The following is a 26357-nucleotide window of genomic DNA, read 5'->3' as shown; positions in this document are numbered from 1 at the left end:
GCTTCGCGGTTCAGCCGGGTCTGGCCTCCACCACGGACAGCGGTGACGCGGTTTGCACCACCCGGGTCGTCCGCAACCCGGCCTGGCCGAGTAGGTCTCGGTACTCGGCCGCGGTGCGTTCGCGGGCGCCCATATTCAGCAGCATCTCCAGATCCACCCATTTTCCTGGGAAGTCACGATCGTGGTCGGGGATCACCAGTTCGATCAGCAGTACCGTGGCCCGCTGCCCCGCCGCCTCGCGAACGTTGCGCAGGATCTGCACCGCCTTCTCGTCGGGCCAGTCGTGGATGATATTTTTGAGCACGTAGGCGTCAGCTCCGCCCGGAACATCGTCGAAAAACGACCCCGCCACGATCTGCACCCGTGCGACGACATCGCGTCCGCGCAACAGGTCCTCGGCGCTCGCGACGACGCCGGGCAGGTCGTACAGGACACCGTGCGACGCCGGCGCCGCCGCCAGGATGGCGGCCAGCAACGTTCCGCGCCCGCCGCCCACATCGACGATCGTGGGAAAGGCACCGAAGTCGTAAGCGGCGACGACGGGCACATCCGTAAGCTGCGAAACACTCGTCATGGTCTGGTTGAAGAGTTCGGCGTGCTCGTGGTGCTCGGCGAAGTAGTCGAAGCTCTCCTTGCCGTGCAGGGCCGGGACAACCGCGTTGCCGGTCCGGATCGAATCCACTAGCAGCGTCCACCGTTCGCGCTGCTCGGGTGAGCCGTAGAACCGCGCCGCCCACATCATCGACACCGCTGCGTCGGAACGCAGCGTCGCCGCAAGCGCATTCAGCTCATAGCGGCCGTCGCGGCGGTGCCGGAAGATGCCCCGGCCGATCAACGCCCGCAGCAGCCGACGCAGCGCGTCCGCGTCCGCGCCCACGCGGGCGGCCAATTCCTCGACCGGCAGCGGCCCGTTGGCCAGCTCATCGGCGACACCGAGTTGGGCCGCCACTGTGATCGCTTGCGATGTCCAGGTCGCGATGATCATTTCCATCATCGCTGCGGGCGCGGGTGTCAGGCGTTGATGGACCCGATACAGGTGGTGGCGCAGCCATTCGACGGCGCGAGCCAACTCGGCGGGCAGTGCCGTCGCGGACATCACATCACCTCGACAGTTCGACGCTCAGCGTGTCGACTGCACGTTCTCTGCTGATCTGCGCGGCAATCCGGCGGTGACTTGCCCACCCCAGAAACGTTGTCAGTGCCCAGGTCATGAACCGATCGGAGATCAACGCCGCCGGCCGCAGCATCGGCTCGCTGCGCGACACCTGCTGCGTGGTCACCCAGGACACGGCCTTGACCTTGGGTCGCCTGGTGTTCTCATACCAGCGCAACGCGGCGCAGAGATCACGGCTCCCGACGTCCGAGAGGGCCTTGCACAACACCATGGTGTCGAGCAGCGCCTGATTGGTTCCCTGCGCCAGGGTGGGCGGCATCGTATGCGCGGCGTCGCCGAGCAACGTCACCGCGCCGTCACCGCGGCGGGGAATCGGGTGTCGATAATGCGGAAACGGGGACGGAGCGAGGTCCGCATCGGTCAGTGTCTCCAGGACACGGTCGACGAATCCGGACCACCCACTGAAGTGAGAGCGGATTTCCTCGATCGGACGACTCGGTCGAACGAAACCCGGCGACCACGGCAGGTCGAACCACCACTGCAGATCGCACCCCCCAGCCGGCCACAGCCCGAGGTTTCCGTGTTCACCGATCATCATCAGCGCGGTGTGCTTATCGGGTATGTCGTTAAGGGTGACCAGCCCCTGCCAGCTGCACCACCCGGTGGGTGTTGCGGGCCGCGCGCCCAACGTCCTTCGAACCATCGAGTGCAAACCGTCGGCGCCGATCACCACATCTGCTTCGGCGTGGCCGCCGTCGTCGAATTCGACCACCGCTCCGCCAGCTGTCCTGACCACGGCGACCGCGCGAGAGTCACACCGGATGCGTTCGGCCGGAACCCCTTTCAGCAACCGTTCCAGTAGCACCCGACGTGCCACCATCCGGATGGGTGCCCCGAGCCGGTCCTGAATCGCGGTCAAGTCCAAAGTCGCCACCGGGCGACCAGTGGATGTCAAGACCCGCACCGCCGACAGCAGCTGACCGGTCCCGTCCATATCGACGCCCAGCTGACGCAACACTGTCGCGCCATTCGACCAGATGGTCACCGCCCCACCACCGGCCGTCAGTTGCGGCCGCTGCTCGAAGAGCGTGACATCATGCCCGTCGCGCAACAATCCGCGGGCGATGGCAACGCCGGCCACACCGCCACCGACAACCACAACGCAAAGCGGTTCGTCCGTCAACGCACACCTCCTACTGCCAACACGCTTGACGACGACAAGAAGTTCAATCAACGCCGGCTGCGTGAACCGCACAGGGATCTGGACCGTGTTACCGCAGGGGGACCCGTGGATAGGGGGTCATGCGCCAGTTGTTCACTACTCACGAAGTCGTTGTCATCGGTGCGGGGCCAGCAGGCCTCGCCGTCGCTCGTGAGCTTGGCCGTCGGCATCGGATCGAGGCTCTGGTCATCGACCGCGCGGCGACGCCCGCGGCGTCCTGGCATGCGCGCTACGACAACTTCCGCCTCAACACGAACGGCTTCTTGTCACATCTTCCCGGGCAACGGCTCCCGCTGAGCGCAGGTCGTTGGCCGACGAAGGAAGACATGGTCCGCTACTTCGACCGATACGTGCGAACACAGAACATCACGCTTGCACTCGGGTGTTCGGTCCACCGCATCGACCGGGCTCCAAACGGTTGGCTTATCGACACATCACGGGGTGAAATCCGCGCAGCCGCCGCTATTCTCGCCACCGGCCGGTACTGCACGCCTGCGGTCCCGCCGTGGCCGGGCGTCGCCGACTTCACCGGCGAACTCGTTCACTCAGCGGACTTCCGCAACGCGTGCCCGTTCCGGGGACGCGATGTCCTGGTAGTCGGCGCCGGCAACTCGGCCGCCGACATCGCAGTCCAGCTCGCCCGCGGCGGCGCCGGCAACATCTGGCTCGCCGTGCGAACCCCACCGCACCTGGTGCGCCGGTCGATCGGCGGTCTGCCGTCGGATATCTTCCTGGAATTGTTCGCTCCGGTGCCGGCGCGCATAATCGACCCGCTGATCGCACGCCTCAACCGCTTACTGTTTGGTGACCTGGCGGACTATGGATTCCACCAACCCCCGCTTGGGCTGAAGGCGACGGTCGAGCTGTCCGGGCGCATACCCACCCTCGCCGACGAGCTGGTCGATGTCGTGCGTGCCGGGCGCGTTGCGGTGGTAGCTGCGGTGCAGCGAATTGCAACCGGCGACGTGATCCTCACCGACGGCACGTCGCTGTCGCCGCAGGTAATCATTGCCGCCACTGGGTTTTCCACCAACCTCGAAGCGTTGGTCGGGCACCTGGGTGTCCTGGACGGGCGGGGCGATCCGCGTGGCGGGTTCGCCTGCCACCTCGGTGACGGATTGTTCGCCATCGGGTACGGCATTCCACCCAGCGGTCCGCTGCGCGCGATCCGTCGAGGCGCCACGCCGGTGGCCGGCGAGGTCGCGACCTATCTCGGCAGCCGCGCTGAACATTGCGCTGCCGCAGCTCGGTGAAAGGAAACACGCGTGCAGATCTTCTTGCGCGGCATGGACGGATACGAACCAGTCCGCCGCGACACCGTATGGAACGGCCTAGTGCCGGAACGCTTTCCCGATGCGGTCGTACTGGCCAATGACAGCGACGACGTGGTCGAAGCGATCCGCTATGCGCGTGCCAACGGCCACCGGGTCGGCGTATGTTCGGGCGGGCGCAGCTGGACGGCCAGTCATTTGCGCGACGGCGGCCTATTGCTGAATGTCAGTCGCCTGGATCACTGCGTCGTCGACGCGGATGCGATGGTCGCGCGCGTCGGACCCGGCAAGGCCGCGAGCGACTTGGCGCTCGAGCTCGACGCCGTAGGGCTTTTCTTCCCGGCCGGACACTGCGAAGGCATCGGCCTCGGTGGCTTTCTGCTGCAGGGCGGGTACGGCTGGAACAGCAAGGTGGTCGGACCGGCCTGCGAGAGCGTGCTCGGGCTGGAGGTGGTCACCGCCGACGGCGAGCAGATCTATTGCGATCCCGAGAACCACCCGGACCTGTATTGGGCCGCCCGCGGCTCGGGGCCAGGCTTTTTCGGCGTGGTCACCTCCTTCAGCTTGCGCATTCACCGACGGCCGCCGGTTTGGGGCACCTGCCTGTACATGTATCCCATCGATGTTGCCGACGAGGTGTTCACGTGGGCGCGCTCGATGTGTGCCGAGCTCGACGACCGCGTCGAACTGCAAATGGTCACCTGCCGCAGTTTTCCGGAGACCGGACTCGATCGCCCCGGCGTCACCATCGCCGCACCGGTGTTCGCCGATTCGGACGAAGGGGCGATGAAAGCCCTTGCTCCGCTGGGCAGCTGCCCGGTCGCCGATCGGGCGATCGTCAGCCTGCCGTATGCTCCCACAACCTTGGCCAATTGGTACGCCGCGGTGATGACCAATTACCCTGCGGGCCACCGCTATATCGCGGACAGCATGTTCACTTCGGCGACCGCCGAAGAGCTGCTGCCGGGTATCCGCAAGATCATCGAAACGATGCCACCGCACCCCTCACAATTCGTCTTCACGGGATGGCAGCCGTCCCCTGATCGTGCCGACATGGTCTACGGCCTCGAGGACGAGATCTACCTCGCGCTCTACACTGCCTGGCCGGATCCGGCTGACGACGAACAGTACTGCGACTGGGCGAGTTCCAACATGGCGGCGATGTCGCACTTGGCCACCGGCATCGCACTCGCCGACGAGAACCTCGCGCGGCGACCGGCGAAATTCATCACCGACGCGAACATGACGCGGCTGGATAAGGTGCGCTCGATCTACGACCCGGATGGCCGATTCCACAGCTGGATGGGCGCCGGGTAGCCGCCGGAATTCACAGCGCGCGCTGCAGCAGCACCTGGCCGTTGTCGGCAGACACCACCTGCACTGCGGCGATCTGGTCAACCGCGGTCGAGATGCTGCCGGCCGGAGTCGCAGTATGCCCGGGTTCGGCCACCCAGGTGGCCAACTGGGTGCGGCTGCCGTCGCGACCCACCACGACCATCGCCAGCCTGTCGTGGCGGGCATTCACCGGTGCCAGGCAGACACACTGCAGATCGATGAAGGTTCCCCAGCGCTCGCTGCTGACCGACACCGTCGAGGTCAGCGCGGTCGTCCCAACCTGCGCCATCGGCAGCGCCGACACACTGGCCTGCGGTGGCGAAGGTGTCGGGGAATGACCCGCAACCCCAACAAAGACACCGATCGCCAGTACCACCGCGGCGGCAGCCGCAGCGGCCCAGGTCATCACGTGCGAACGGCGCCGCCGCCAGCGAACCGCGGCCAGTAGCGATGTCAGGACTTCGGGTCGCAGCTGCGGCGTCTCCGGTGCATCGTCATCCGAGGCGATCGCGGCCATTTGATCGCCATCGAGTTGCGACAACAAGGCCGGTATGCCGCCCAATTCACCGACGGCTTCGCGACATGAAGGGCAGCCGCTGATATGCGCCTCGAACTCGCGCCGGTCGGCGGCCGATAGTGCCCCCAGGACGTAAGCCGCGTCCCACATCGCGTATTCGTGGCTGCCGTGGCCGGGTGGTCGTCCGCCGGGCGCTCCCGGTGGTTGTAGCGCCGTCATCGTGTCACCCCCAACTCTTGCAGTGTAAGCCGCAGCGCCCGAACGGCGTAGTGCAGCCGCGACTTCACGGTGCCTTCGGCAATCTCCAGATCTGCGGCGATCTGCGCGGTGGTCCAACCCTTGTAATACGACCGATGAATCACCGCGCGGTGCTCCGGCGACAACTGCGTCATCGCGTCGGCGATCAGCATCCGGTCCAGTGCCGCAGTCACGTCATCCGGGCCTGCCCGCTCGGGAGCCGTGTCCAACGAGCCAACTTCCTTGCGGAACCGGGCGCTTCGGCTCTCGTCGATAATCATGTTGCGGGCGACCGTGAACAGCCACGCACGCGCCGACCGGTGAGTCCCGTCGGTGTCGTCTAACACCTCGGGATGCTGCCAGGCCCGCAACAGCGTCTCCTGAACAACGTCTTCGGCTCGGTTCCGGTCGCCGCACAACCGCAGCGCGTACCGCCACAACGCCGCCGCGTGCTCGTCGTAAAGGGCCCTCATCAAGGTGGTTTCGGGTGCCGGCCTGCCAGCAACATGGGGCACTCGATCACCTCCCAAACCCTCTGATAACAACACGTGATAGGCGGCGCTTCGGTTCACTTCAAGGCGCGGGTCCCGCACAGCCCCGCTCAGGCGGGCAGCCAGTTGCCGTGGAACCCGTGCGGCACCCGGCGCGGCAGGTGTACGCGCGCAGCGGGTTCGCCGTCGAAGTCGGAAGCATCGATGATGACTAGGTCGCTGCTGTCGCGTATCGGGTCGTATACGTAGGTCAGGTACCAGCCGGCCGATTCGTCAGTGTGGTCGGTGGCCGGTGCGAACACCGCCTCGCTGGGTGCACCGAGCTGGCCGTTGGCGGCGAATCGGTGTTCGGAGGCACTGTCACGTTCGAGGTCGTAGCGCACCAGGGCGCCGCCGCCGACGGCGACCGAGTACCGAGCGGCTGCGCCGACCAGCCGATCGTCGACGCGCGGGAACTCGACTCCGCGGTCGTCGAGCTGGGTCGCCGCGACGGACCCGGTGTCCAGGTCGAGAGTCCAGCGCCACAATGCCGCATCGGTTCCGAATTCGCTGTTGTCGCGCCACATTTCGGGGTAGCAGACAACCTCCAGCACAATTGTGTTGGCGCTGTCGTAGGCATTGGCGATGTGGAACACGTAGCACGGCTCAATCTCGAACCAGCGCATCGGACCGTAGGGATCGTCGCGGCGCAGCACTCCCAGCCGGGCCGGGTGGTTGTCGTCCCACCGGTAGGGAAGGTCCAATTCGTCTTGTTGGGCGAGCGCCAGGCGCAGGTCGAACACGAGCGGCAGGTCCATGAACACAACGTGCCCAGCGGTCAGTGCGAAGTCGTGCATCAGGGTCAGCGCGGGAACGTCGATGGGGCGGTTGACAACCAGCTGACCGTCGGCATTCGCGCGGTGGTAGGTGACATGCGGCTCCAGGATGTTGCCGGATCCGAAGAAGTGCAATTCGCCGGTGACGGGGCAGATCTTGGGATGGGCGGTCATCGAATCGGCCAACTTGCCGCCGAAGTCGTAGGCTCCCAACGTTTTGAGATCGTTGCTGATCTCGTAGGGTAACGAGAATTCCATCAGCGCAAGCGTTTTGCCGGCATGGCGAACAACATGGGTGTTGGCAACGCTCGAGTGCAGGTTCCGAGAGCCGTCAGGGTTGTACAGCGGGACGGGACTTTCGAAACTCTCGGTGCGCAGCCAACGGTTGCGGTACCACGCTGCCCGACCGTTTTTCAGCCGAACACCGTGGACCATGCCGTCCCCGACACACCAGTGGCCGGCGTCCACCCGTGGGTTTGGACCGTTGCGCAGATACCAGCCGTCCAACTCGGCGGGAATGGCCCCCTCGACCGGCAGATCGAAAGCGGTCAGCTCGTCATGTACGGGCGCGTAGTTGCCGGCGCGAAAGACCGGAAAGACCGTTTCCGGCGGCACCCCGCGATCTGGGACGGCTTGCAACCGTCGCTCCGGTGTCGCCAGCGCCGACACTGGGACCAACCGCGGCACATCCCATCCGACGTCGCCCGTTTCGATCGCAGCTACCTCGTTGCCGTCGAGCAGTGCCAGCAGATCGGGCATGCCGGACAACTCGGCGACCGCTTGCTGGCACGATGGGCAACTGTCCATATGTGTCTCGAATTCGCGGCGGTCGGCACCGGAAAGCGAGCCCAGCACGTACGCGGCGTCCCACGTGGCGTATTTGGCGCAGTCGAAGGCGGTCATTGCGCCACTCCCATTTCCAGCAGGGCTTGCCGCAGGGTTCGCAGAGCATGGTGCAGCTGCAACTTCACCGTACCCTCGGCAATACCGAGATCGGCGGCGATTTCTCCGGTGGTCCAGCCCTGGTAGTACGAGCGGCGAAGCATGATCCGATGCTCGATGGGCAGTTCTGCCATCGCGTCGCCGACCAGCATCCGGTCCAGCGTCGGGTTGCGCGCCCGCTGCAGCGCACCGGAACGGTCCGATGACGCCAGCCCGGCACAGTGGCGGTCGTCGCCGACCACGTTTCGGGCCTGGCTGAACAGCCAGGCACGTGCCGACCGCTCGGCATCGTCGAGAACCTCGGGATGCCGCTGCGCCCGTGACAGGGCCTCGTGCACGACGTCCTGGGCGCGGATCTGGTCACCGGTGAGACGGAATGCGTAGCGCCACAAAGCCGCGGCATGCTCTGCATAGAGCACCCGCACCGGGCCAGTTTCCGGAATGTCCATCGACAACCTTCCGGTGCTAACACGACTGCGGCCCTCGTGTGGTTCACACCCGGGCACTAGCCCGCTTAGCCGAGGGCTACCGCCGGGGCTTGTCGCCCACGCTCGGCAGGTTCATTCGCAACGCGTGCAGTGCGTGGTGTAGTTCGTCCTTGACAACGTTGTCATCGGTCCTGAGATCGGCGGCGATCTGCGTCGTGGTTCGTCTGAGGTAGTAGGACCGGTACAGCATCGCGCGGTGCCGGTCGGGCAACTGGGCTACCGCATGCCGGATCTGGCCCCGGTCCAGGTTGACGTCGACCGCGGTGCGCGAAGCCGACTCGGCCTGTGAACATTTCATCGCGCCCGGGCCCAACGATTCCCAGGCGCTGCGCGCCGGATCCAGAGGTCCAGCACCGATGAATACCGTCGTGGTGAACCCCCTCCGCATCGCACCCACTGTGTTCTCGCTGGCAGCGCACGTGGAGCTCACCGATGAATCATCTCGATTAGTTCTCACGACCGACTCCGAATACAACTTAGCCAACGTTGTACGCATTGTATACATGTAAGCGACTATTGTGTCAATAGTGACATTTCTGCCCGAACTGTCGTAACCTACAAAATATGCCGGACGCACCGAACTTTCAGGTCGAGGTCCGCCAGTTGCTGCGCGACCGAGTCTTAGATGCGGCTTACGCGCTGATCTGCGCGGAGGGCTGGCCGGCAGTAAACATGTCGCGCATCGCTGCCACGGTCGGCATCAGCCGGCAAGTGCTGTACAAGGAGATCGGCGTCAAGCAGGCACTGGGCGAGGCCTTGGTCGAACGGGAGACCCATCGATTCATCACCGGGGTCGTTTCGGCTATGCGGGCCCACCCCGATGACGTGGCGGCTGGCCTTGCGGCCGGCGCAGCTTTCACCCTGCGTGCCGGCACCGACGACGCCCTGACCAAAGCGACCCTGGCCCGCGCGCGCAACGGGGAAACCGGCCTGACTCCGCTGTTGACGGCCGGACGGCGACCGATCTGGCGCGGTGCCATGGATGCGATCGCGGCGGCGGTCCGGGAGTTCTACGACCTTCCGGATGTGATCGACCGGCAGCTGAACTCGATCGTCGAAGTCGACGTCCGCTTAACGCTCAGCCATCTGCTGCAACCGATGAGCGCCATCGACGATGCCGCTGAGCAGATCTACACCACCGTGCGCGCGTTGTTAGACGCCGCTACCGCCCAGGCCGTGGGTGTCCCGGACGGGTGAACCTGGCATTGCTGATCGCCCCGGCCCGAAGAACGGCGTGCCCGCTGAAAGGTAGACCATCAGCAGAGGACGCCTCTGAAACCTCCTACTCGCGCAGCACTGGTAAAGTGCAGACGCGGCATAGCCCAAATAGGTTCCACCGCTTGAGGTTTGGACGGAGAACCGGCACTCCGGTCCTGCGCCGCGTCGATTCGGATACCTGTCGAAACTCACACCCGGTGCACCGGTCCCGGTTAGCCGAGGGTCAGGATGCGGGGCCCGTCCTCGGTCACCGCGACCGTGTGCTCCCAGTGTGCAGCACGCGAGCCGTCGGCGGTAGTGACCGTCCACTCGTCGTCGAGCACCTTGGTTTTGCGGGTGCCCAGTGTGAGCATCGGCTCGATGGCCAGTACCGATCCGACAGCCAGCAGCGGTCCGCGTCCCGGGGCGCCTTCGTTGGGCAGGAAGGGGTCCATGTGCATTTGCCGACCGATGCCGTGACCGCCGTAGCCCTCGACGATGCCGAACGCGCGGCCATAACGGGCCTCGGCGGCGCGGGTGGCGCTTTCGATGGCGTGCGAGACGTCGGTGAGCCGATTGCCGGCAACCATGGACGCGATTCCGGCTTGCATCGACTCCCTGGTCGCCTGGGACAGCAATTCGTCGGCGGGGATGAGCTGCCCGACTCCGAAGGTGATCGCCGCGTCGCCGTGCCAACCGTCCAGGATGGCGCCGCAGTCGATGGACACCAGGTCGCCGGCGGCCAGGGTCTCGGTGGCGGACGGGATGCCGTGTACCACCCGGTCGTTGACCGACGAGCAGATCGACGCCGGATACCCGTGATAGCCCAGGAACGACGGTGTGGCGCCGGCGTCGCGGATCACTGATTCGGCGATCTCGTCGAGGTTCAAAGTCGACACCCCGGGTGCGGCGGCCTCCCGCACTGCGCCCAGCGCGGCAGCCACTACGGCGCCCGCGGCGGCCATCGCGTCGAGTTCACCGGAGCTGCGCTGCGGCACGACCTTGCGACTTCGCAGTCCGCCGATCACAGTTATTTGCCCAGCGCCTGCAAGGCTCGAGCGAACACTTCGTCGACAGTGCCGACGGCGTCGACGGTTTTCAGTTCGTGCTCATGCTGGTAGTAGTCCAGCAATGGCGCCGTCTCGTCGCGATAAACCTTCATCCGGTTATGGATGATTTCCGCGGTGTCGTCGGCTCGGCCGCGTCCCTCGAGCCGCTCGAGCAGCACCTCTTCGGACACCCGGAATTCCAGCACCGCATCGAGCGGGCTTCCTCGCCGTTCGAGCATCTCGTGCAGTGCCCTGGCCTGCTCCACCGAGCGGGGGTAACCGTCCAAGATGAACCCGGAGGCCGCGTCGGGCTGGTCGATCCGGTCTTCGACCAGCGCGTTGGTCAGCTCAGAGGGCACCAAGTCACCGGCGTCGAGATAGCGCTTGGCTTCCAACCCGAGTTTGGTGCCCTCGCTGATATTGCGGCGGAACAGGTCGCCGGTCGAGATTTGCGGGACCCCGAACTTGTCGGCCAGCTTGACGGCCTGGGTGCCCTTGCCCGCGCCGGGCGGTCCGAGCAAAACCACTCTCACTTCAGGAACCCTTCGTAATTGCGCTGCATGAGCTGGCTCTCGATCTGTTTGACGGTGTCCAAACCGACGCCGATCATGATCAGCACCGCGGTGCCGCCGAACGGCAGGTTCTGTACCTGTCCGGTATTGCCGATCTGCAGGAACACGTTCGGCAGAACTGAGATCACACCGAGGTAGATCGAACCCGGCAATGTGATGCGGCTCAGCACAAAGCGCAGGTAGTCAGCGGTCGGCCGGCCGGGCCGGATACCGGGGATGAAGCCACCGAACTTCTTCATCTCGTCGGCACGTTCGTCGGGGTTGAACGTGATCGACACGTAGAAATAGGTGAAGAAGATGATCAGCCCGAAATAGATGGCGATGTAGACCGGGCTCGCCGGGTCGGTGAGGTAGTTGCCGACGAACTTGTCCCACCAGCTGTTTCCCGCGCCGCCGGCGCCGCTGCGGACCAGCTGGGTGATCAGATGCGGGATGTAGATCAGCGACGACGCGAAGATGACCGGGATAACGCCGGCCTGGTTGACCTTGAGCGGCAGATATGTCGACGTGCCGCCGTACATCCGCCGGCCCACCATGCGCTTGGCGTATTGCACCGGGATGCGGCGCTGGCCCTGCTCGACGAACACCACGCCGACGATGATGATCAGTGCGGCCAGGCACACCGCCGTGAAGATCACCCCGCCGCGGCTGTCCAGGATCGACTTGCCCTCGGCGGGAATCCGGGCGGCGATGCCGACGAAGATCAGCAGCGACATGCCGTTGCCGATACCGCGTTCGGTGATCACCTCGCCCATCCACATCACCAACGCCGCACCGCCGGTCATCACCAGCACGATGACGACCAGGGTGAAGATGCTCTGGTCGTCGATGATGTCCAGGCTGCAGCCCTGCAGCAGTCCGCCGTTGGCTGCCAGCGCCACGATGCTGGTGGCCTGCAGGACGGCCAACGCGATCGCGAGATAGCGGGTGTACTGCGTCATCTTGGCCTGGCCGGACTGGCCTTCCTTGCGCAGTTCTTCGAACCGTGGGATGACCACAGTGAGCAGCTGCACGATGATGCTCGCGGTGATGTAGGGCATCACCCCGACGGCGAACACCGTCAGCTGCAACAGTGCGCCGCCGGAGAACAGGTTGATCAGCGAGTAGATCTGCGCCGCTTCCCCGCCGCTGACCTGCGCAATGCACTTCTGCACGTTCGGGTAGTTCACGCCGGGAGACGGCAGCGATGCGCCGACCCGGTAGAGAACGATGACGCCGATCGTGAACAGGATCTTCCGTCTCAGGTCGACTGTTCGCAGCGATGAGATGAAAGCCGAAAGCACTCTTCCTCCTGCGCAGCCGGGCTCTGGTCGCGGCATGCCGATGGGCTGGTCTGGCCAGCAACGGGTTGTCCTGTATTACGCGCCGACCCGCAGGCCAGAATATGCGCGTCAAGCAGTCTACGAGAGTAACAGCGCAGGCAGCGAACGCCCGCAAGCAGGCGTACAGTTTCGGTGGCTCATTACATTGGCTAAATATCTAGGATGTGCCCATGACACGCAGCGAAAGTGACAGCTGGGATCTGGCGTCGAGCGTGGGTGCGACGGCGACGATGGTCGCCGCCGCGCGCGCATTGGCCAGCAGAGAGCCCGAGCCGTTGATCGATGACCCGTTCGCCGACCCGCTGGTGCGGGCAGTGGGCGTCGACTTCTTCGCCCGGCTGCTCGACGGTGAGATCGAGGTTCCCGGCGCCGACGAGGACGCGGAGTTCAATCTGCAGCGGCTCACCCATGTGATGGCGGTGCGCACCCGCTTCTTCGACGACTTCTTCACCGACGCCGGCGCCGCAGGAATTCAGCAGGCCGTCATTCTGGCCGCCGGCCTGGACTCGCGTGCCTACCGGCTGAGCTGGTCGGAGGGCACCGTCGTCTATGAAATAGACCAGCCCGAGGTAGTCGAGTTCAAAACGTCGACGTTGTCGAAACTGGGCGCCCGCCCTACCGCTGAGCGCCGAACTGTGCCCATCGATCTGCGGGAAGACTGGCCGGCAGCGTTGCGCCGCAATGGGTTCGACGAAAGCAAGCCGACCGCTTGGAGCGCCGAAGGCCTGCTGTTGTACCTTCCGCCGGAAGCGCAGGACCGGCTGTTCGACACCGTGACCGCGCTCAGCGCGCCGCGCAGTCGGCTGGCCACCGAATATCACCCCGACGGTCCACCGATGCTCGACGACCGCGCGAAAGCGATGAACGAGCATTGGGGCAAACACGGTTTCGACGTCGACCTGTCCTCGCTGGTGTACCGCGGCGAACGCAACCCGGTGACCGATTATCTGACCGAGCACGGCTGGCGGGTGTCGACGCGCAGCCGCGCCGACCTCTTCGCCGACGCCGGGCTCGAGTTGCCCGACACGCCGATGCCCACCCAGAACACCCTGGCCGTCACTGCCGTTCGATAGCCCTGGACGGGCGGTCGGCCAGCTCCAGAAAACGGTGGTAGCGGTCGTCGGTGGCGCTCGTCCACGCTGGATCGGGTTCGACGACACACTCGGCGCTGGCCCATCGCGCGGCGTCGGTCATCGACGATTCCAGGCCGACGGCCAGCCGGGCCAGGAACGCCGCGCCCAGCGCCGCGCCCTCGGCGACCGCCGACACCTGCACCGGCAGGCCGGTGGCGTCGGCGATGGCCTGCATCCACGGCTGCACGCGGGTGCCGCCGCCGGCCGCCACGATGCGCGAGGTCGGGGCGCCGCTGCGTTCGACGAGTTGGCGGACGACGAAGCCGGACGCCTCGTAGGCGGCCCGTCGCAGCGCCGCGGCATCGTGGGTGAGGTCCAGCCCGTCGAGCACCGCGCGGCGGTCCGGATCATGGTAAAGCGTGCGCTCGCCACGGACATATGGCGACCACACCGGAACTCGCTGCGGCGCAGCGTTTTTCGGATCATTCGGGCCGAGTATGCGGTCCACCCAGTTCAGGAACAGGCCACCGGCGTTGCTGGGGCCGCCGATCTGGCATTTGCCGGCCGCGGTGTGCGGGATCGTCCACAGGCCCGGCACCTGCCGCCACTCGGGAATCGTCGTCCACACGATCAGCGTCGTGCCGCACAGCACCAGCACGTCGCCGTCGGAGTCGGCGCCGGCCACCAGCTGCTCGCACAGTGCGTCGATGGCCCCAACCGCCAGTACCGCGTCGGTGTCGGGCACCTGCGCCGCCGCCGCGCCCGGGGCGTCCACCCGCGGCATGCGGTTGGTGCCGGCACCACATTCCGCGCATACCTGCTCGTTCCAGCCGGTGCCGTCGAACAGCGGAAGGGTCGTGTAGGCCGTGGCGAAATCGACGACTGCGTCGCCGGCCAGAGCGTGGTTGGCGACTGCCGGCGCGGGCCAGTATCCGGCAGCCTCGGGCGCCTGGGCCGCGGTCCACCGCAGGAACTCGGCCGTCTCCCCCGCCGGCGGGAACGAGGTGTCGGTGACCGGCACGCGGCCGCGGCCGTCGCCGTAGAGCAGGCCGGGCGTGATCGGCCGGCCGTCCGCATCGACCGCGGTCAGCGACGGCACCATCGCCGAGACGGCAATCGCGCGGGCGTCATGGCGGGCCAGTTCGTCCACGGCGGCCAGCGGTCCTACTCGCCACGCCGCGTCGGCGTCGTGCTCCAGGCGGTCGGGGGCGGGCACGCGAAGCTGGTGCGGAATGCGTGCCCGCGCAGTCACCCGGCCGTTTTCATCGGCGGCCACGGCTTTGACGGCGGTGCTGCCGATATCGATGCCGATTGTGACCTCTGTGCGTGACACGGGCGTCACCGTACGCCAGCATTGGCAGTCGTGAAGCGTGCTTTGGTGACGGCTCCACTGCGTGGCGATGGGTTCGACACATTGCGGCGGTTGGTCGACGTGGTCTACGACCCATGGATCGACCAGCGGCCACTGCGGATTTACACCGCCGAGCAGCTGGCCGACCGAATTTCTGCTGAGAGCGCCGACATCGTTGTGGTGGAAAGCGATTCGGTCAGTGGACCAGTGTTCGAGCTTGGTTTGCAGGCGATCGCCTCCACCCGCGGCGATCCGAACAACGTCGACGTCGCCGGCGCCACCGCGGCAGGGATTCCGGTGCTCAACACGCCGGGCCGCAACGCCGACGCGGTCGCCGAGATGACGCTGACGCTGCTGTTCGCGGCCACCCGGCATGTGCTGGCCGCCGATGCCGACGTACGCGCTGGAGAAGTGTTCCGCGACGGCACGATTCCGTATCAGCGATTCAGGGCGGCCGAAGTCGCGGGTTTGACGGCCGGGCTGATCGGCCTCGGGGCGGTCGGCCGCGCAGTGCAGTGGCGGCTGACCGGATTGGGCATGCGGGTGATCGCGTATGACCCGTACAACGACGAGGCGGGCCACAGCCTCGACGAGCTGCTCGCTGAGGCCGACATCGTCTCGCTGCACGCGCCCGTCACCGACGACACCACCCGGCTAATCGGCGCCGAGCAGTTCGCCGCGATGCGGGACGGCGTGGTGTTCCTCAACACCGCGCGAGCCCAGCTACATGACACCGATGCTCTCGTCGAGGCGCTGCGCGGCGGCAAGGTCGGGGCTGCCGGACTGGACCACTTCGTCGGCGAATGGCTGCCGACCGATCACCCGCTGGTGAGCTTGCCGAATGTGGTGCTCACGCCCCATATTGGCGGCGCGACGTGGAACACTGAAGCGCGACAGGCGCAGATGGTCGCCGACGACCTGGACGCGCTGCTGTCCGGTCGGAGGCCGGTGCATATCGTCAACCCGGAGGTGCTAGGGCCATGAGGTCCGTTGAGAACCCCGAAGCCGCGGTGCTGGCGGCCGCCAAGGACATGCTGCGGCGCGGCCTGGTCGAAGGAACTGCGGGCAACATCTCAGCGCGACGGGAGGACGGCAACCTGGTCATCACCCCGTCATCGGTCGACTACGCCGAGATGACGCTCGACGATCTGGTGCTGGTAGACCCGGAGGGCAGCGTGTTGCAGGCCGCCGACGGCCGATCGCCGTCGACGGAAATGAAGCTGCACTTGGCCTGTTTCAAGGCTTTTGACGACATCGGCAGCGTGATCCACAGCCATCCGGTGTGGGCGACCATGTTCGCCGTTGCGCACCAATCGATTCCGGCCTGCATCGACGAGTTCGCGGTGTACTGCGGCGGGGATATCCGCTGCACCGAGTACGCCGCGTCCGGAACACCCGACGTCGGCGCCAACGCGGTCAAGGCGTTGGAGGGGCGTGCGGCGGCGCTGATCGCCAACCACGGCATGGTGGCCGTCGCACCGCGTCCGGACAAGGCACTGCACGTCACCGCGCTGGTTGAGCGCACCGCCCAAATCGTCTGGGGTGCACGAGCTCTCGGCGGGCCGGTGCCCATCCCGGAGGACGTCAACGCTGGATTCGCCGGGATTTACAGCTATCTGCGCGCAAATCCGATGTAACAGCCGCCCACTCTCCCGGCGCCGACTGTGCAGTTTCATACGCGACTCGCCGGGGCGGGCGTATCAATCCGCACGGTCGGCGCGCCCTGAGCCGAGCCGGATCTTCGGCTGGTATCACTTTGGTATCATGCGGCTATGGGTATGACGCTGCGCACCAGTGCCGAGCAAACCGAAGCGCTGCGCAAGCAAGCCGCTGCCGAGGGGCGGTCGATGCAGGCGGTCGCGCTGTCGGCCATCGACGAATACATCGCCCGGCGGACACACAAAGCGAAAGTTGCGACGGCGCTGGAACGGGTGCTGCGCGAGGAGGCCGGGGTCCTGGAGCGTCTCAAAAACGCATGATCGAGTACCTCGATCTCGGCGACCTGCTCGACATCGCGCGCGAGGCCGGCGGCGCCGACGCCGCAGTCCGCGATTACGGCTTACTCGCATCAGCCCTGGCACGTCCCCGCGCATCGGTGTTCGGTCAGGACGCCTACCCCGATCTGGATCTCAAGGCGGCCGCGCTGCTGCATTCCCTGGTGCGAAACCACGCGCTGGTCGATGGAAACAAGCGAACGGCGTGGACAGCGTGCCGGACCTTCCTCGCGATCAACGACCAGTGGATCCGTGCCCCTGAGGATGACCGCTTCGAATTCGTCATCCAGGTCGCCACCGGCGCACTGCCCGATCTCGACAAGATCGCCGAACAGCTACGCGCCTGGAGCCATCGGGAAGGCTGAATCACCCGTCGCGCCGCAGTATCCGAGTACCCGGCCCCAAAGGCAGGTAGTCCGCTACGCATGTGGGGCGTGGCTACAGCGCCGAGACTTGTGGTGCGACGGCGGAAGGACCTGTCATGAACATTGTTAACGGCAACGCTGCGCTGATCACCAAGCAACAGCCCGGCGCGGTATCCCGAGCGCCGGTCTTCATTAGCGAGCACGAGGTGGTCTTCGGCACCGCGGCAGCGGTTCCGATGCGGCCGAACACTCTTCACTGGTGGTCCGAGGTGGGCGGTACCGCTATCGCCGCGATGCGCCGACTCTCGCTCAGCTTGACACCATCTGGCCGTCCACCGCGTCGGCATTACCCGAAGCGCCACGGATTCATCGAGCGCTCGTGCATGGAGCGCGAGATGCAACGACTGTGAACGGATTTGGCTGGGATCACGCATCTGCAGGAGCCGCTTGGCAGGTGAATGGCGGCAGAGTGAACACGCAGGCTCCCACGTCAAACCGAGAGGCACGCTTCGATGACCTACTTGGCCGCGACGTCGTACAACCGCAAGCCCTCCACACGACTGAAATGCTTGGTATTTCGCGTAGCGAATGGCATGTCGAAATGCAGACAGATACCCGCCTGCAAGCAGTCGGCCAATCCGATGTCCTGGCCGGAACCTCGCAACGTCGCGGCCAGTTCGCCTGCGCGAAGCGCACTTCGGGAGTCGAGCGGAAACGTCCGCGAGTGCACGAGCCGGAGAATGTCGTCGCGGCGAGCCAAGAAGTCCGCGCCGACGCGCAGTTCGAACGCGGTTACGGCGGTGACCCGGAGGCGATGGTCGACGATCAGCTCGCGGACCAACGACTTCCCAGGACCCTTCCCGCGCAGAAAGTCGATAATGAGATCGGTGTCAACGACTACGAGGCCCGCCACGTATTTCTCACGTCGCTGATGCGGGACCGCACCTTGTGCGCGTCGGACTCGGTGAGCACGCCCTCGAGTCCTAGCAGAACGTCTACTTCATCGGCGTTCATATTCGAGAGATAGCTATCGAGCGCTTCCTGGACGAGTGCGGAGAAGCCGCGAACACCGCGGCGCTGGGCAATGGCACTGAGCGCGCGATGCTGTTCATCGGTGATCTCTACTGTGGTGCGCATGCATGCATGTTAGCACATGCAGACGGCTTTCACCGCTGGTCAAACGCCACCTTGACCGCGCCGGTGTCACCCTGGTTGGCAATCGCAAGGAAGGCGTCGCGCCACTGTTTTAATCCAAAAGTGTGGGTCAGCATGGGGCGCAGGTCGATTGCGCTGTCGACGACCAGATCGAGGTAGTGGTCGATCGCGTGCTTGCGCACGCCGTTCACCTCCTCGACGCCGAAGGCATTTGAACCCACCCAGTTGATCTCCTTGAAGTACAACGGACTCCACTCCCACCGTCCCGGCGCGTGGACACCGGCCTTCACCAAGGTGCCGCGCGCCCGCAGCACCCTGACCCCGACTTCGAACGTTTCCGGCTTGCCGACGGTGTCGTAGACGACGTCGACAGCACCGGGGTAGGCCATCGGTAAACCTTGCAGCGGTTGCCGTAGCCGGCCGCCGCCCCATGACACCAGATCCTCGATCACAGCCACGCGTGGCTCGTGCGCTAATACGAGATCAGCGCCGAACCGACGGGCCAACGCGGCCTGGGCGTCGAAGCGCGCCACCACCGCGACGGCCACATCCGGATAGAGCGCTCGCAGCACCGCCGCCGCACACAACCCCAGCGAGCCTGCGCCGTACACCAAGACCCGGCCGGACTGTGGCGGCGGGTGGCGGGTAATCGCGTGCAGCGACACCGAAAACGGGTCGGCGAACACGGCCAGCTCATCCCGCACCGACTCAGGAACCGCAAATAACATCGAATCGTGGGCGGCCATCGACTCGGCGTAGCCGCCGGTCACATCGGCCGACACCCCGGTATGGATACCGGGTTTGATGTCGCCGTCGCAAAAGCTCCAGCACAGGCTGTAGTCGCCGTTTTCACAAGCCGGGCAAGGAGGTTCGATTCCGCGCGGCCCGCAGGACAGCCACGGATTGAGCACCACCCGCTGGCCGACCTCCAGGCCGCGGGCCTTCGGCCCAACCGTCACCACATCGGCCACCACCTCGTGGCCCATCACCTGCGGGAACGAGCAAAACGCGGACATTGCGTTGTCGGCGTCGCCTTCGCCGAAATCCAATAGGATCTGCTTGGAGTCCGATCCGCAGACGCCGGTCAGCCGGGGCTTGGTGATCACCCAATCGTCGTGCAGCAAGCGGGGTTCCGGTACCTCACGCAGCGCGACCGGACTGTGCGCGAGGGCGTCGTCGAACCCGGGCTCCGGTGCCACCCCGAACACCAGCGCCCTCATCGCCGCGCCATCGTGGCCGCACCGGCGATGTAGGCGTCCACATCGACGTTCTTGGCGTCGACGACGACCTTCATATCGGGCAGGTAGTGCTCGAACCGGTCGCTGCCCAGTGCCGCGATGATGCCGGCCGCCACCTCCTCGGCCGGCACCTTGGGCCCGTCGTAGAGCGGGTCATCGTTGTCGGGCCGGTCCCAGATCTCGGTATCGACGGGCCCGGGCTCGATCAGCTTCACCGAGACGCCGGCGCCGTGCAGGTCGATGGCCATCACCTCGCTCCAGCCGCACAGCGCGAACTTGCTGGCGCAATAGGCGGCCTCGTGGACGATTCCCAGCCGACCACCCATGCTGGCCACGTTGACGATGACGCCGTCCCCGCGGGCCAGCATCCGCGGCAGCACCGCCAGCGCAAGCCGCACCGGCGCGAAGAAGTTGACTCCCATGACCGCCTCCACCGCAGCCGGTTCCAACTCGCTGACCGCCCGACGCTTCGGGATCGCCGCGTTGTTGACCAACACGTCGATGCCGCCGAGGCCATCCCAAGCCGCAACGACCAGTGGGTCGATGGCCGCGGTGTCGGCCAGGTCGGCGACCCACATTTGTGAAGCCGGCGAATTTCGCCGGCAACCGGCCAGCACCGCTTCCAGCCGTTCGCGCCGACGGGCGACCAGCCCGACAACCGCGCCGCCGGCAGCGAGTTGCCGGGCCAGCGCCGCGCCCACGCCCGATGATGCACCGGTAATCAGCACCCGCTTGCCCACCACCGAATAGGCCATGCCTAGAGCCTGGCGCGCCTGGCCGCCCACAACATCGGTTTCGGCAAGATATGCGCCTCGGGTGGCCGCTGATCCCCAAGCAAGTTATATTGGCTAAGTAACGATTTATGAAGGGGGCAACTGATGGCACGCACAGCACGGTTTGAGGGAGACACCTGGGATCTGGCTTCGAGCGTGGGGGCGACCGCCACGATGGTCGCGGCCGCTCGGGCCGTGGCGACTCGAGCCGAACCCCCATTGATCAACGATCCGTTCGCGGAACCGCTGGTGCGGGCCGTCGGTATCGATCTGTTCACCCGGATGGCCAGCGGCCAACTGAACCTCGCCGACCTGCAGGACGACGACGACCGGGCCGGCGCACACCGCATGACCGACAACATGGCGGTGCGGACGAAGTTCTTTGACGAATTCTTTCTGGGCGCAACGCAGTCCGGCATCAGCCAGGTGGTCATTCTGGCATCCGGGCTGGATGCCCGCGCCTACCGATTGGCGTGGCCGGCCGGGACGGTCGTCTACGAGGTGGACCAGCCCCAGGTCATCGAGTTCAAGTCCGGCACGCTGGCGCAACTGGATGCCGAACCCACCGCAGAGCGGCGCGCGGTGGCCATCGATCTGCGCGACGACTGGCCCACCGCGCTGCGCGCGGCCGGGTTCGATCCGAGCAAGCCGACGGCGTGGAGCGCTGAGGGCTTGCTGGGCTATTTGCCTCCGGAAGCACAAGACCGGCTGCTGGACACCATCACCGCGCTCAGCGCACCGGGTAGCCGGTTCGCCACCGAAAGCGTGTCCAACCCCGACCCCGCCGACGAGCAGAAGATGAAAGAACGGATGCAGAAGGCCTCGCAGCGGTGGCGCGAGCACGGTTTCGACCTCGACATGACCGAGCTGGTCTATTTCGGCGACCGCAACGAAGCCGCACCCTACCTATCCGGCCACGGCTGGCAGATCACCGGCGACAGCGTCCGGGATCTGTTTGCCGCCAACGGTCTTCCGCCGATCGACGAGGAAGACATGCCGTTCGGTGACCTGCGCTACGTCAGTGCCACGTTGAACTAGTGGCGACCGCAAGCGCGACGAAGACGGGCGCAGCGGGTCGCCACCAATGAACCCAGCTGCGACCGCAGCGACTCGGCACAACCCAATCTAGGAGGACCCAATGGCACGAACTCATGACGACACCTGGGATCTGGCCTCCAGCGTGGGCGCCACTGCGACGATGGTGGCGGCCTCGCGTGCGCTGGCCTCGCAGGGGCCCGACGCGCTGCTCGACGATCCGTTCGCCGATCCACTGGTCCGTGCGGTCGGCCTCACTCCGTTCATCCGGCTGATCGACGGCGAGGTCAGCCTCGATGACGATCCGTGGCTCAACCGAAAAACGCGAACAGAGCAAATGGCGGTACGCACACGGTTTTTCGATGACTTCTTCACCAGGGCCACAGAGGCCGGCGTACGGCAGGCGGTGATCCTGGCCTCCGACCTGGACACCAGGGCCTACCGGCTCCGGTGGCCGGCGGGCACCGTGGTGTACGAGATCGACCAACCGCAGGTCATCGACTTCAAAACCAGCACCCTTGCCGACTTCGGCGCCACACCGTCGGCGCAGCGCCGCACGATCGGCATCGACCTGCGCGACGACTGGCCGGCAGCCTTGAAAGAAGGCGGTTTTGACCCCGACCAACCGACCGCGTGGAGCGCCGAAGGGCTGTTGCCCTATCTACCCCCGGAGGCCCAGGACCGGTTGTTCGACAACATCACCGCGCTCAGCGCGCCGGGTAGCCGGCTGGCCACCGAGCACTTCCCTGAGCCCGACGCCTTCTCCGGCGACCATGCGCAGCGAATCAGCGAACGGTGGCGCCGACTCGGTTTCGACGTTGACATGGCCGACCTGTTCTATCAGGGCGAACGCAGCATCGTCGTGGATTACCTGTCCAACCACGGTTGGCAGGTGAGCCCATACCCGATCCGGGAACTGTATGACCACAACGGCTTTGAATATCCAGACGGCGATTTGATGGCTGTCTTCGGCAAGATGAGCTATATCTCAGCGACGCTCGGATAGGACGCGCATGGCACGCACACATGGCGACAGCTGGGATCTGGCCTCCAGCGTGGGCGCGACCGCGACCATGGTCGCCGCGGGCCGGGCGATGGCGACGAAGGATGCCCGCGGGCTGATCAACGACCCGTTCGCTGAGCCGTTGGTACGCGCAGTAGGGCTGGACTTCTTCGTCAAGATGATCGACGGCCAGCTTGATCTGTCGGCCATCGAGAACGCATCACCGGCCCGCGTACAAGCGATGATCGACGGAATCGCGTTGCGCACCAAGTACTTCGACGACTACCTTCTGGATGCCGTGGAAACCGGCGTGCGTCAGGCGGTGATCCTGGCCTCCGGACTTGACTCGCGCGCCTACCGGTTGCAGTGGCCGGCCGAGACCGTGGTCTACGAGATTGATCAGCCACAGGTCATCGATTTCAAAACCACCACGCTGGCCGGCATCGACGCTGATCCGACCGCGACGCGGCGCACCATTCGCATCGACCTGCGCTCGGATTGGCCGGCGGCGCTGCAGGAGGCCGGGCTCGATACCAGCGCCCCGACGGCCTGGCTCGCCGAAGGACTGCTGATCTACCTACCGCCCGAAGCCCAAGACCGGTTGTTCGACAACATCACCGCACTGAGTGCCCCGGGCAGCACGATCGCCACCGAATATGTGCCGGGCATCCGCGATTTCGACGCAGAGCGGGTTCGGGAAATGTCCGCGCCGCTGCGTGAACAAGGCATCGATATCGATATGGCGTCGTTGGTGTACGCCGGTGAACGCAACCACGTCGTCCTATACCTGCATGGCAAAGGATGGAAAGTCAACGACGTCACGCGCGCGGAATTGTTCGTGCGCAACGGACTCGAAGTTCCCGCAATCGAAGACGACGACCCGCTGGGCGAGATCATTTTCGTCAGCGGGACGCTGGAAGGCTAAAGCCGCGACTCCCCCAGCCACAGCACGCTCGCCCCGGTCAGCGTCCGCTCGGCCTGATCCAAAAGCCCGACCACCGACTGGCCGATCAACGCGCTCACCGCGTCCGGCAGCGACACGGCGGCCGGTTGTGACGACGGGCGCGGCCGAAGAAACTCCCACAACGAGGACCCGGGGTAGCTGACGATACGGATCTCGGCATCTTCGTCGAGGCCTGCGAGGACCTTCGCCCGGCGCAGCGCGGTACGCAATCCGCCGAGCTCGTCGACCAAGCCACGCTCGAGGGCATCCGCGCCGGTCCAGACCCGGCCCCGGGCCACCTCCTCCACCGCCGCGGCGCTCAGGTGCCGGCCCTCCGCGACGCGCTGCACGAAGTCGGTGTAGATCAGGTCCGCTTCCGCTTCGACCTGGGCATGCTGTGCTGGGGTGAACGGCGCATTGACCGACCATGCGTCGGCATTAGCGTTGGTGCGCACCGCATCTGACCCAACCCCGAGCCGGTCCTTGAGGTCTCGGGCGACAAGCTTTCCGGTCACCACACCGATCGAACCGGTGATCGTTCCCGGATTCGCCACGATCGCGTCGGCGCCCATCGAGATGTAGTAGCCGCCGGATGCGGCAACCGCACCCAGCGACGCGACCACCGGCTTGCCGCGACCGCGGGCCTTGGCGACCTCGCGCCAGATGACTTCCGACGCGGTGACCACGCCGCCCGGGCTATTGACGCGCAACACGATCGCAGACACCGACGCGTCGGCGGCGGCTTCGCGCAGCGCCGCCGCGATGGTGTCAGCGCCGGCGCTGGATGTCCCGAACGGGAACACCCGGGGACCGCCACGCCCGCTGTCGATCATGCCGGCGACGGTGATTAGGGCGACGGTGGGCTTGGGCCGGCGGCCGGGAATCGGCGGCAACGGAGCCGACCGCGGGGCGCTCGCACGGGCATAGCGGGCCAGGTAGAGCCGTGCCGGTGCGTTGTCGCTGTCGGCGTCGCCGGTCTCCGGCGAAATGCCCTCGGCGCCAACGAGTTCCGCGATCCGCGCGTAAGCTTCGTCGCGATAGCCGATGCAGTCGATGAGGTTGGCGCTCACCGCATCGTCGCGCAGCAGTGGCGCACGATCGGCCAGTGCATCGACGGCGCCGTGGTCGATCTTGCGAGATTCGGAAACCGCCTGCCACACCTGCGCACGCAGGCTCTCCAACAGCCGGGTGTCGGCTTCGCGGTGCGCGTCGGTGTATCGGTCCTGGGTGTAGCGGTTGGCCGCCGACTTGTATTCGCCGCGGGCGACGTACTGGGCTTCGATACCGAGCTTGTCCAAGGCCTCACGCAGAAACAGGGCGTTGGTGGCGAACCCGATCAGGCCGACGCTGCCCGCCGGCTGCATCCATACCTCACCGAACGCCGAGGCCAGGTAATACGACAACGTGCCCGGGTAGGTCTCGGCCCAGGCCAACGACGGCTTGAGGGCGGTGAACGCGGCGATGGCGTCCCGCAACTCCTGAACCGGACCGGGAGAGGCGGCCGGAAGCTGCACCCGTGCGATCAGCCCGGCGACCCGAGGGTCGTCAGCGGCCCGGTGAATCGCGGACACGGCTTCGCGCAGTACGAGTGGCCGACCACCGGCACTGATCATCGCCAGCGGATCGAAGCCGCCCGTCTCCGGCGGTGCGGCGTGCAAGTCCAGTTCGAGTACGCACCCGTTGGGGATGCCGTGGTGGCGGGCGGCGTCGACGCGACGCACCAGAGCGCGCACCCCGTCAGCGCCGGGCGGGTCTGGCAGGAAACCAAGCATGTCGTCGAGCGTACCGATAGCCCAGGTCACCGCGGCGGCCTACGGTGAGCAGGATGAGGTTTTCGATCTCCATCCCCCAGCTGGACTCGACCGGCTTCGATGCGGCGGGTGTGCGGTCCTACCTTGCGCGCGCCGAGGAGCTCGGGTTCGACGGCGGTTGGACGCTGGAGCAGGTTGTCGGCCAAGCGCCGCTGCTGGCGCCGTTGGAGCTGCTGGCGTTCGCGGCGGCCTGCACCGAGCGACTGCGGCTGGGCGTGGCGGTACTCGTTGCCTCGCTGCACGACCCACTGCAACTGGCCGCGGCCGTGACCGCCGTCGATCGGCTCAGCCACGGGCGGCTGGATGTCGGGGTCGCACCCGGCGGGGGCTTTCGTCAGTTCTCGGCCTTCGGGGTGGAGAAGGCGACCTTCGTGCGCAGTTTCACCGAGGGTCTGCAGTTGATGAAGGCGGCATGGTCCGATCAGCCGAGGGTGACGTTTCACGGCCGGTTCCGTCAGGTCGACGATCTGCTGATCCAGCCGAAACCCGTGCAGCGACCGCACCCGCCGATCTGGTTCGGTGGACAGGCGCCCAAAGCCCTGGCCCGGGCGGTGCGCCATGGCGATGCGTTTCTGGGCGCCGGTTCCTCGACCACAGCCGACTTCGCCCAGGCAGTGGAAACTGTGCACCGCGAGCTCGCAGGCCAGGGCAGGGATCCCGCGCGGTTCACCATCGGCAAGCGCGTCTATCTGATGGTCGACGACGACGCCGCCAAGGCCCGCGAACGTGTGCTTGCCGGGCTACGGCGTATCTACGGTCAGATGCGCGGCATCGATGCGGTCCCGGTCTGCGGCACTCCTGACGACGTCGCGCGCGGACTGCGGGAGGTGATCGACGCCGGCGCCCAGATGCTCCTGCTCAACCCCGTCGGCGACGACGTCGCGCAAGACCGTGAGCAAATGGAACGCCTTGCCGCTGAGGTGATCCCACAGATCGCCTAAAGCGCGCCTAATCCGCGCGAGCGTGCGTGTCCCCGGTCGACACGCCGACCAATTCTCCGGGTTTGCGCACCTTCGCGCAGGGAAGAAATGACGAATCTCCGGT

Annotated in this window: 29 protein-coding genes; 13 read left to right on the top strand and 16 right to left on the bottom strand. The window is 66.1% G+C overall.

Going from position 1 to position 26357, the window contains the following annotated elements:
- Positions 1-10 precede the first annotated feature (10 nt).
- Complete coding sequence (locus AC5Y42_RS03300) at positions 11-1096, bottom strand: methyltransferase (protein ID WP_499895706.1); 1086 nt, start codon at positions 1094-1096, stop codon at positions 11-13.
- A gap of 4 nt (positions 1097-1100) precedes the next feature.
- Positions 1101-2297 carry an FAD-dependent oxidoreductase gene (locus tag AC5Y42_RS03295; RefSeq protein WP_499895704.1) on the bottom strand — a complete coding sequence of 399 codons (1197 nt, stop codon included), beginning with the start codon at positions 2295-2297 and terminating at the stop codon, positions 1101-1103.
- A 119-nt stretch (positions 2298-2416) separates the two neighbouring features.
- On the opposite strand from AC5Y42_RS03295, the gene AC5Y42_RS03290 reads away from it, so the two are divergent.
- Complete coding sequence (locus AC5Y42_RS03290; RefSeq protein WP_499895702.1) at positions 2417-3589, top strand: flavin-containing monooxygenase; 1173 nt, start codon at positions 2417-2419, stop codon at positions 3587-3589.
- 33 nt (positions 3590-3622) lie between these two features.
- Entirely contained in the window at positions 3623-4924 is a 1302-nt protein-coding gene (locus AC5Y42_RS03285; RefSeq protein ID WP_499895863.1) for an FAD-binding oxidoreductase, read from the top strand.
- A gap of 10 nt (positions 4925-4934) precedes the next feature.
- Here the strand turns inward: AC5Y42_RS03285 and AC5Y42_RS03280 are convergent, their stop codons facing one another.
- The 5 genes from AC5Y42_RS03280 to AC5Y42_RS03260 all read right to left on the bottom strand — a co-directional run bounded on the left by AC5Y42_RS03280 (position 4935) and on the right by AC5Y42_RS03260 (position 8820).
- On the bottom strand, positions 4935-5678 hold the full coding sequence (locus tag AC5Y42_RS03280; protein ID WP_499895701.1) for an anti-sigma factor family protein: 744 nt from the start codon (positions 5676-5678) through the stop codon (positions 4935-4937).
- A complete protein-coding gene (locus AC5Y42_RS03275) occupies positions 5675-6169 on the bottom strand; it encodes a sigma-70 family RNA polymerase sigma factor (protein WP_499895862.1) in 495 nt (164 codons plus the stop codon). Before AC5Y42_RS03275 ends, AC5Y42_RS03280 begins: the two co-directional genes overlap by 4 nt.
- 128 nt (positions 6170-6297) lie before the next feature.
- Positions 6298-7905, bottom strand: coding sequence for a carotenoid oxygenase family protein (locus AC5Y42_RS03270; protein WP_499895699.1), 1608 nt, complete (start codon positions 7903-7905; stop codon positions 6298-6300).
- On the bottom strand, positions 7902-8393 hold the full coding sequence (locus AC5Y42_RS03265) for a sigma-70 family RNA polymerase sigma factor (protein ID WP_499895697.1): 492 nt from the start codon (positions 8391-8393) through the stop codon (positions 7902-7904). The genes AC5Y42_RS03270 and AC5Y42_RS03265 overlap by 4 nt, the downstream gene beginning before the upstream one ends.
- Positions 8394-8469: 76 nt before the next feature.
- Positions 8470-8820 (bottom strand): sigma-70 family RNA polymerase sigma factor, encoded by a 351-nt coding sequence (locus tag AC5Y42_RS03260; RefSeq protein WP_499895695.1) that lies wholly within the window; start codon positions 8818-8820, stop codon positions 8470-8472.
- A 176-nt stretch (positions 8821-8996) separates the two neighbouring features.
- Here AC5Y42_RS03260 and AC5Y42_RS03255 point away from each other — a divergent pair, with 176 nt between their 5' ends.
- A complete protein-coding gene (locus AC5Y42_RS03255) occupies positions 8997-9629 on the top strand; it encodes a TetR/AcrR family transcriptional regulator (RefSeq protein ID WP_499895693.1) in 633 nt (210 codons plus the stop codon).
- Between the two features lie 233 nt (positions 9630-9862).
- Here the strand turns inward: AC5Y42_RS03255 and map are convergent, their stop codons facing one another.
- Genes map through secY form a run of 3 tightly spaced genes read right to left on the bottom strand, consistent with a single transcriptional unit; the run spans position 9863 to position 12533 of the window.
- Positions 9863-10663 (bottom strand): type I methionyl aminopeptidase, encoded by an 801-nt coding sequence (gene map / locus AC5Y42_RS03250; protein WP_499895860.1) that lies wholly within the window; start codon positions 10661-10663, stop codon positions 9863-9865.
- Positions 10660-11211, bottom strand: a complete 552-nt coding sequence (locus AC5Y42_RS03245) for an adenylate kinase (RefSeq protein WP_499895691.1) — start codon at positions 11209-11211, stop codon at positions 10660-10662. The genes map and AC5Y42_RS03245 overlap by 4 nt, the downstream gene beginning before the upstream one ends.
- Positions 11208-12533, bottom strand: coding sequence for a preprotein translocase subunit SecY (secY, locus tag AC5Y42_RS03240; RefSeq protein ID WP_499895689.1), 1326 nt, complete (start codon positions 12531-12533; stop codon positions 11208-11210). The genes AC5Y42_RS03245 and secY overlap by 4 nt, the downstream gene beginning before the upstream one ends.
- A gap of 209 nt (positions 12534-12742) precedes the next feature.
- On the opposite strand from secY, the gene AC5Y42_RS03235 reads away from it, so the two are divergent.
- Positions 12743-13645 (top strand): class I SAM-dependent methyltransferase, encoded by a 903-nt coding sequence (locus AC5Y42_RS03235; protein WP_499895688.1) that lies wholly within the window; start codon positions 12743-12745, stop codon positions 13643-13645.
- Here the strand turns inward: AC5Y42_RS03235 and AC5Y42_RS03230 are convergent.
- Positions 13629-14978: a xylulokinase gene (locus tag AC5Y42_RS03230; RefSeq protein ID WP_499895686.1), complete on the bottom strand. Its 1350-nt coding sequence runs from the start codon at positions 14976-14978 to the stop codon at positions 13629-13631. The two genes, AC5Y42_RS03235 and AC5Y42_RS03230, sit on opposite strands and share 17 nt — an antisense overlap.
- A gap of 21 nt (positions 14979-14999) precedes the next feature.
- Between AC5Y42_RS03230 and AC5Y42_RS03225 the strand changes: the two genes are divergently transcribed.
- The 5 genes from AC5Y42_RS03225 (at position 15000) to AC5Y42_RS03205 (ending at position 17765) form a co-directional block, all read left to right on the top strand.
- Positions 15000-15980 carry an NAD(P)-dependent oxidoreductase gene (locus tag AC5Y42_RS03225; RefSeq protein ID WP_499895684.1) on the top strand — a complete coding sequence of 327 codons (981 nt, stop codon included), beginning with the start codon at positions 15000-15002 and terminating at the stop codon, positions 15978-15980.
- Positions 15977-16633 carry an L-fuculose-phosphate aldolase gene (locus AC5Y42_RS03220; RefSeq protein WP_499895683.1) on the top strand — a complete coding sequence of 219 codons (657 nt, stop codon included), beginning with the start codon at positions 15977-15979 and terminating at the stop codon, positions 16631-16633. Before AC5Y42_RS03225 ends, AC5Y42_RS03220 begins: the two co-directional genes overlap by 4 nt.
- 135 nt (positions 16634-16768) lie before the next feature.
- On the top strand, positions 16769-16975 hold the full coding sequence (locus AC5Y42_RS03215; protein ID WP_499895681.1) for a CopG family transcriptional regulator: 207 nt from the start codon (positions 16769-16771) through the stop codon (positions 16973-16975).
- Entirely contained in the window at positions 16972-17355 is a 384-nt protein-coding gene (locus tag AC5Y42_RS03210) for a type II toxin-antitoxin system death-on-curing family toxin (protein WP_499895680.1), read from the top strand. The genes AC5Y42_RS03215 and AC5Y42_RS03210 overlap by 4 nt, the downstream gene beginning before the upstream one ends.
- A gap of 116 nt (positions 17356-17471) precedes the next feature.
- A complete protein-coding gene (locus AC5Y42_RS03205) occupies positions 17472-17765 on the top strand; it encodes a hypothetical protein (RefSeq protein WP_499895678.1) in 294 nt (97 codons plus the stop codon).
- 107 nt (positions 17766-17872) lie between these two features.
- Here AC5Y42_RS03205 and AC5Y42_RS03200 read toward each other — a convergent pair whose 3' ends face one another.
- From AC5Y42_RS03200 to AC5Y42_RS03185, 4 genes are read right to left on the bottom strand one after another with little or no spacing between them, the layout of a single operon-like run.
- Positions 17873-18268, bottom strand: coding sequence for a type II toxin-antitoxin system VapC family toxin (locus AC5Y42_RS03200; RefSeq protein WP_499895677.1), 396 nt, complete (start codon positions 18266-18268; stop codon positions 17873-17875).
- The gene (locus tag AC5Y42_RS03195) at positions 18253-18492 is read right to left on the bottom strand and encodes a hypothetical protein (RefSeq protein WP_499895675.1); all 240 of its coding nucleotides are present in this window, start codon (positions 18490-18492) and stop codon (positions 18253-18255) included. Before AC5Y42_RS03195 ends, AC5Y42_RS03200 begins: the two co-directional genes overlap by 16 nt.
- 29 nt (positions 18493-18521) lie before the next feature.
- The gene (locus tag AC5Y42_RS03190) at positions 18522-19730 is read right to left on the bottom strand and encodes a zinc-dependent alcohol dehydrogenase (protein WP_499895674.1); all 1209 of its coding nucleotides are present in this window, start codon (positions 19728-19730) and stop codon (positions 18522-18524) included.
- The gene (locus AC5Y42_RS03185; protein WP_499895672.1) at positions 19727-20503 is read right to left on the bottom strand and encodes an SDR family NAD(P)-dependent oxidoreductase; all 777 of its coding nucleotides are present in this window, start codon (positions 20501-20503) and stop codon (positions 19727-19729) included. Before AC5Y42_RS03185 ends, AC5Y42_RS03190 begins: the two co-directional genes overlap by 4 nt.
- Positions 20504-20626: 123 nt before the next feature.
- Here AC5Y42_RS03185 and AC5Y42_RS03180 point away from each other — a divergent pair, with 123 nt between their 5' ends.
- From AC5Y42_RS03180 to AC5Y42_RS03170, 3 genes are all read left to right on the top strand, one after another.
- On the top strand, positions 20627-21559 hold the full coding sequence (locus AC5Y42_RS03180; RefSeq protein ID WP_499895670.1) for a class I SAM-dependent methyltransferase: 933 nt from the start codon (positions 20627-20629) through the stop codon (positions 21557-21559).
- 100 nt (positions 21560-21659) lie between these two features.
- Positions 21660-22562 (top strand): class I SAM-dependent methyltransferase, encoded by a 903-nt coding sequence (locus tag AC5Y42_RS03175; RefSeq protein ID WP_499895668.1) that lies wholly within the window; start codon positions 21660-21662, stop codon positions 22560-22562.
- 7 nt (positions 22563-22569) lie between these two features.
- On the top strand, positions 22570-23484 hold the full coding sequence (locus AC5Y42_RS03170; protein ID WP_499895667.1) for a class I SAM-dependent methyltransferase: 915 nt from the start codon (positions 22570-22572) through the stop codon (positions 23482-23484).
- Here the strand turns inward: AC5Y42_RS03170 and sppA are convergent.
- Positions 23481-25274, bottom strand: a complete 1794-nt coding sequence (gene sppA / locus AC5Y42_RS03165) for a signal peptide peptidase SppA (protein WP_499895666.1) — start codon at positions 25272-25274, stop codon at positions 23481-23483. The two genes, AC5Y42_RS03170 and sppA, sit on opposite strands and share 4 nt — an antisense overlap.
- A 53-nt stretch (positions 25275-25327) precedes the next feature.
- Here sppA and AC5Y42_RS03160 point away from each other — a divergent pair, with 53 nt between their 5' ends.
- On the top strand, positions 25328-26254 hold the full coding sequence (locus tag AC5Y42_RS03160; protein WP_499895664.1) for an LLM class flavin-dependent oxidoreductase: 927 nt from the start codon (positions 25328-25330) through the stop codon (positions 26252-26254).
- Positions 26255-26357 lie beyond the last annotated feature (103 nt).

This window comes from Mycobacterium sp. NGS48 (assembly GCF_059812585.1).
This window is presented reverse-complemented; position numbering and strand designations above follow the sequence as displayed.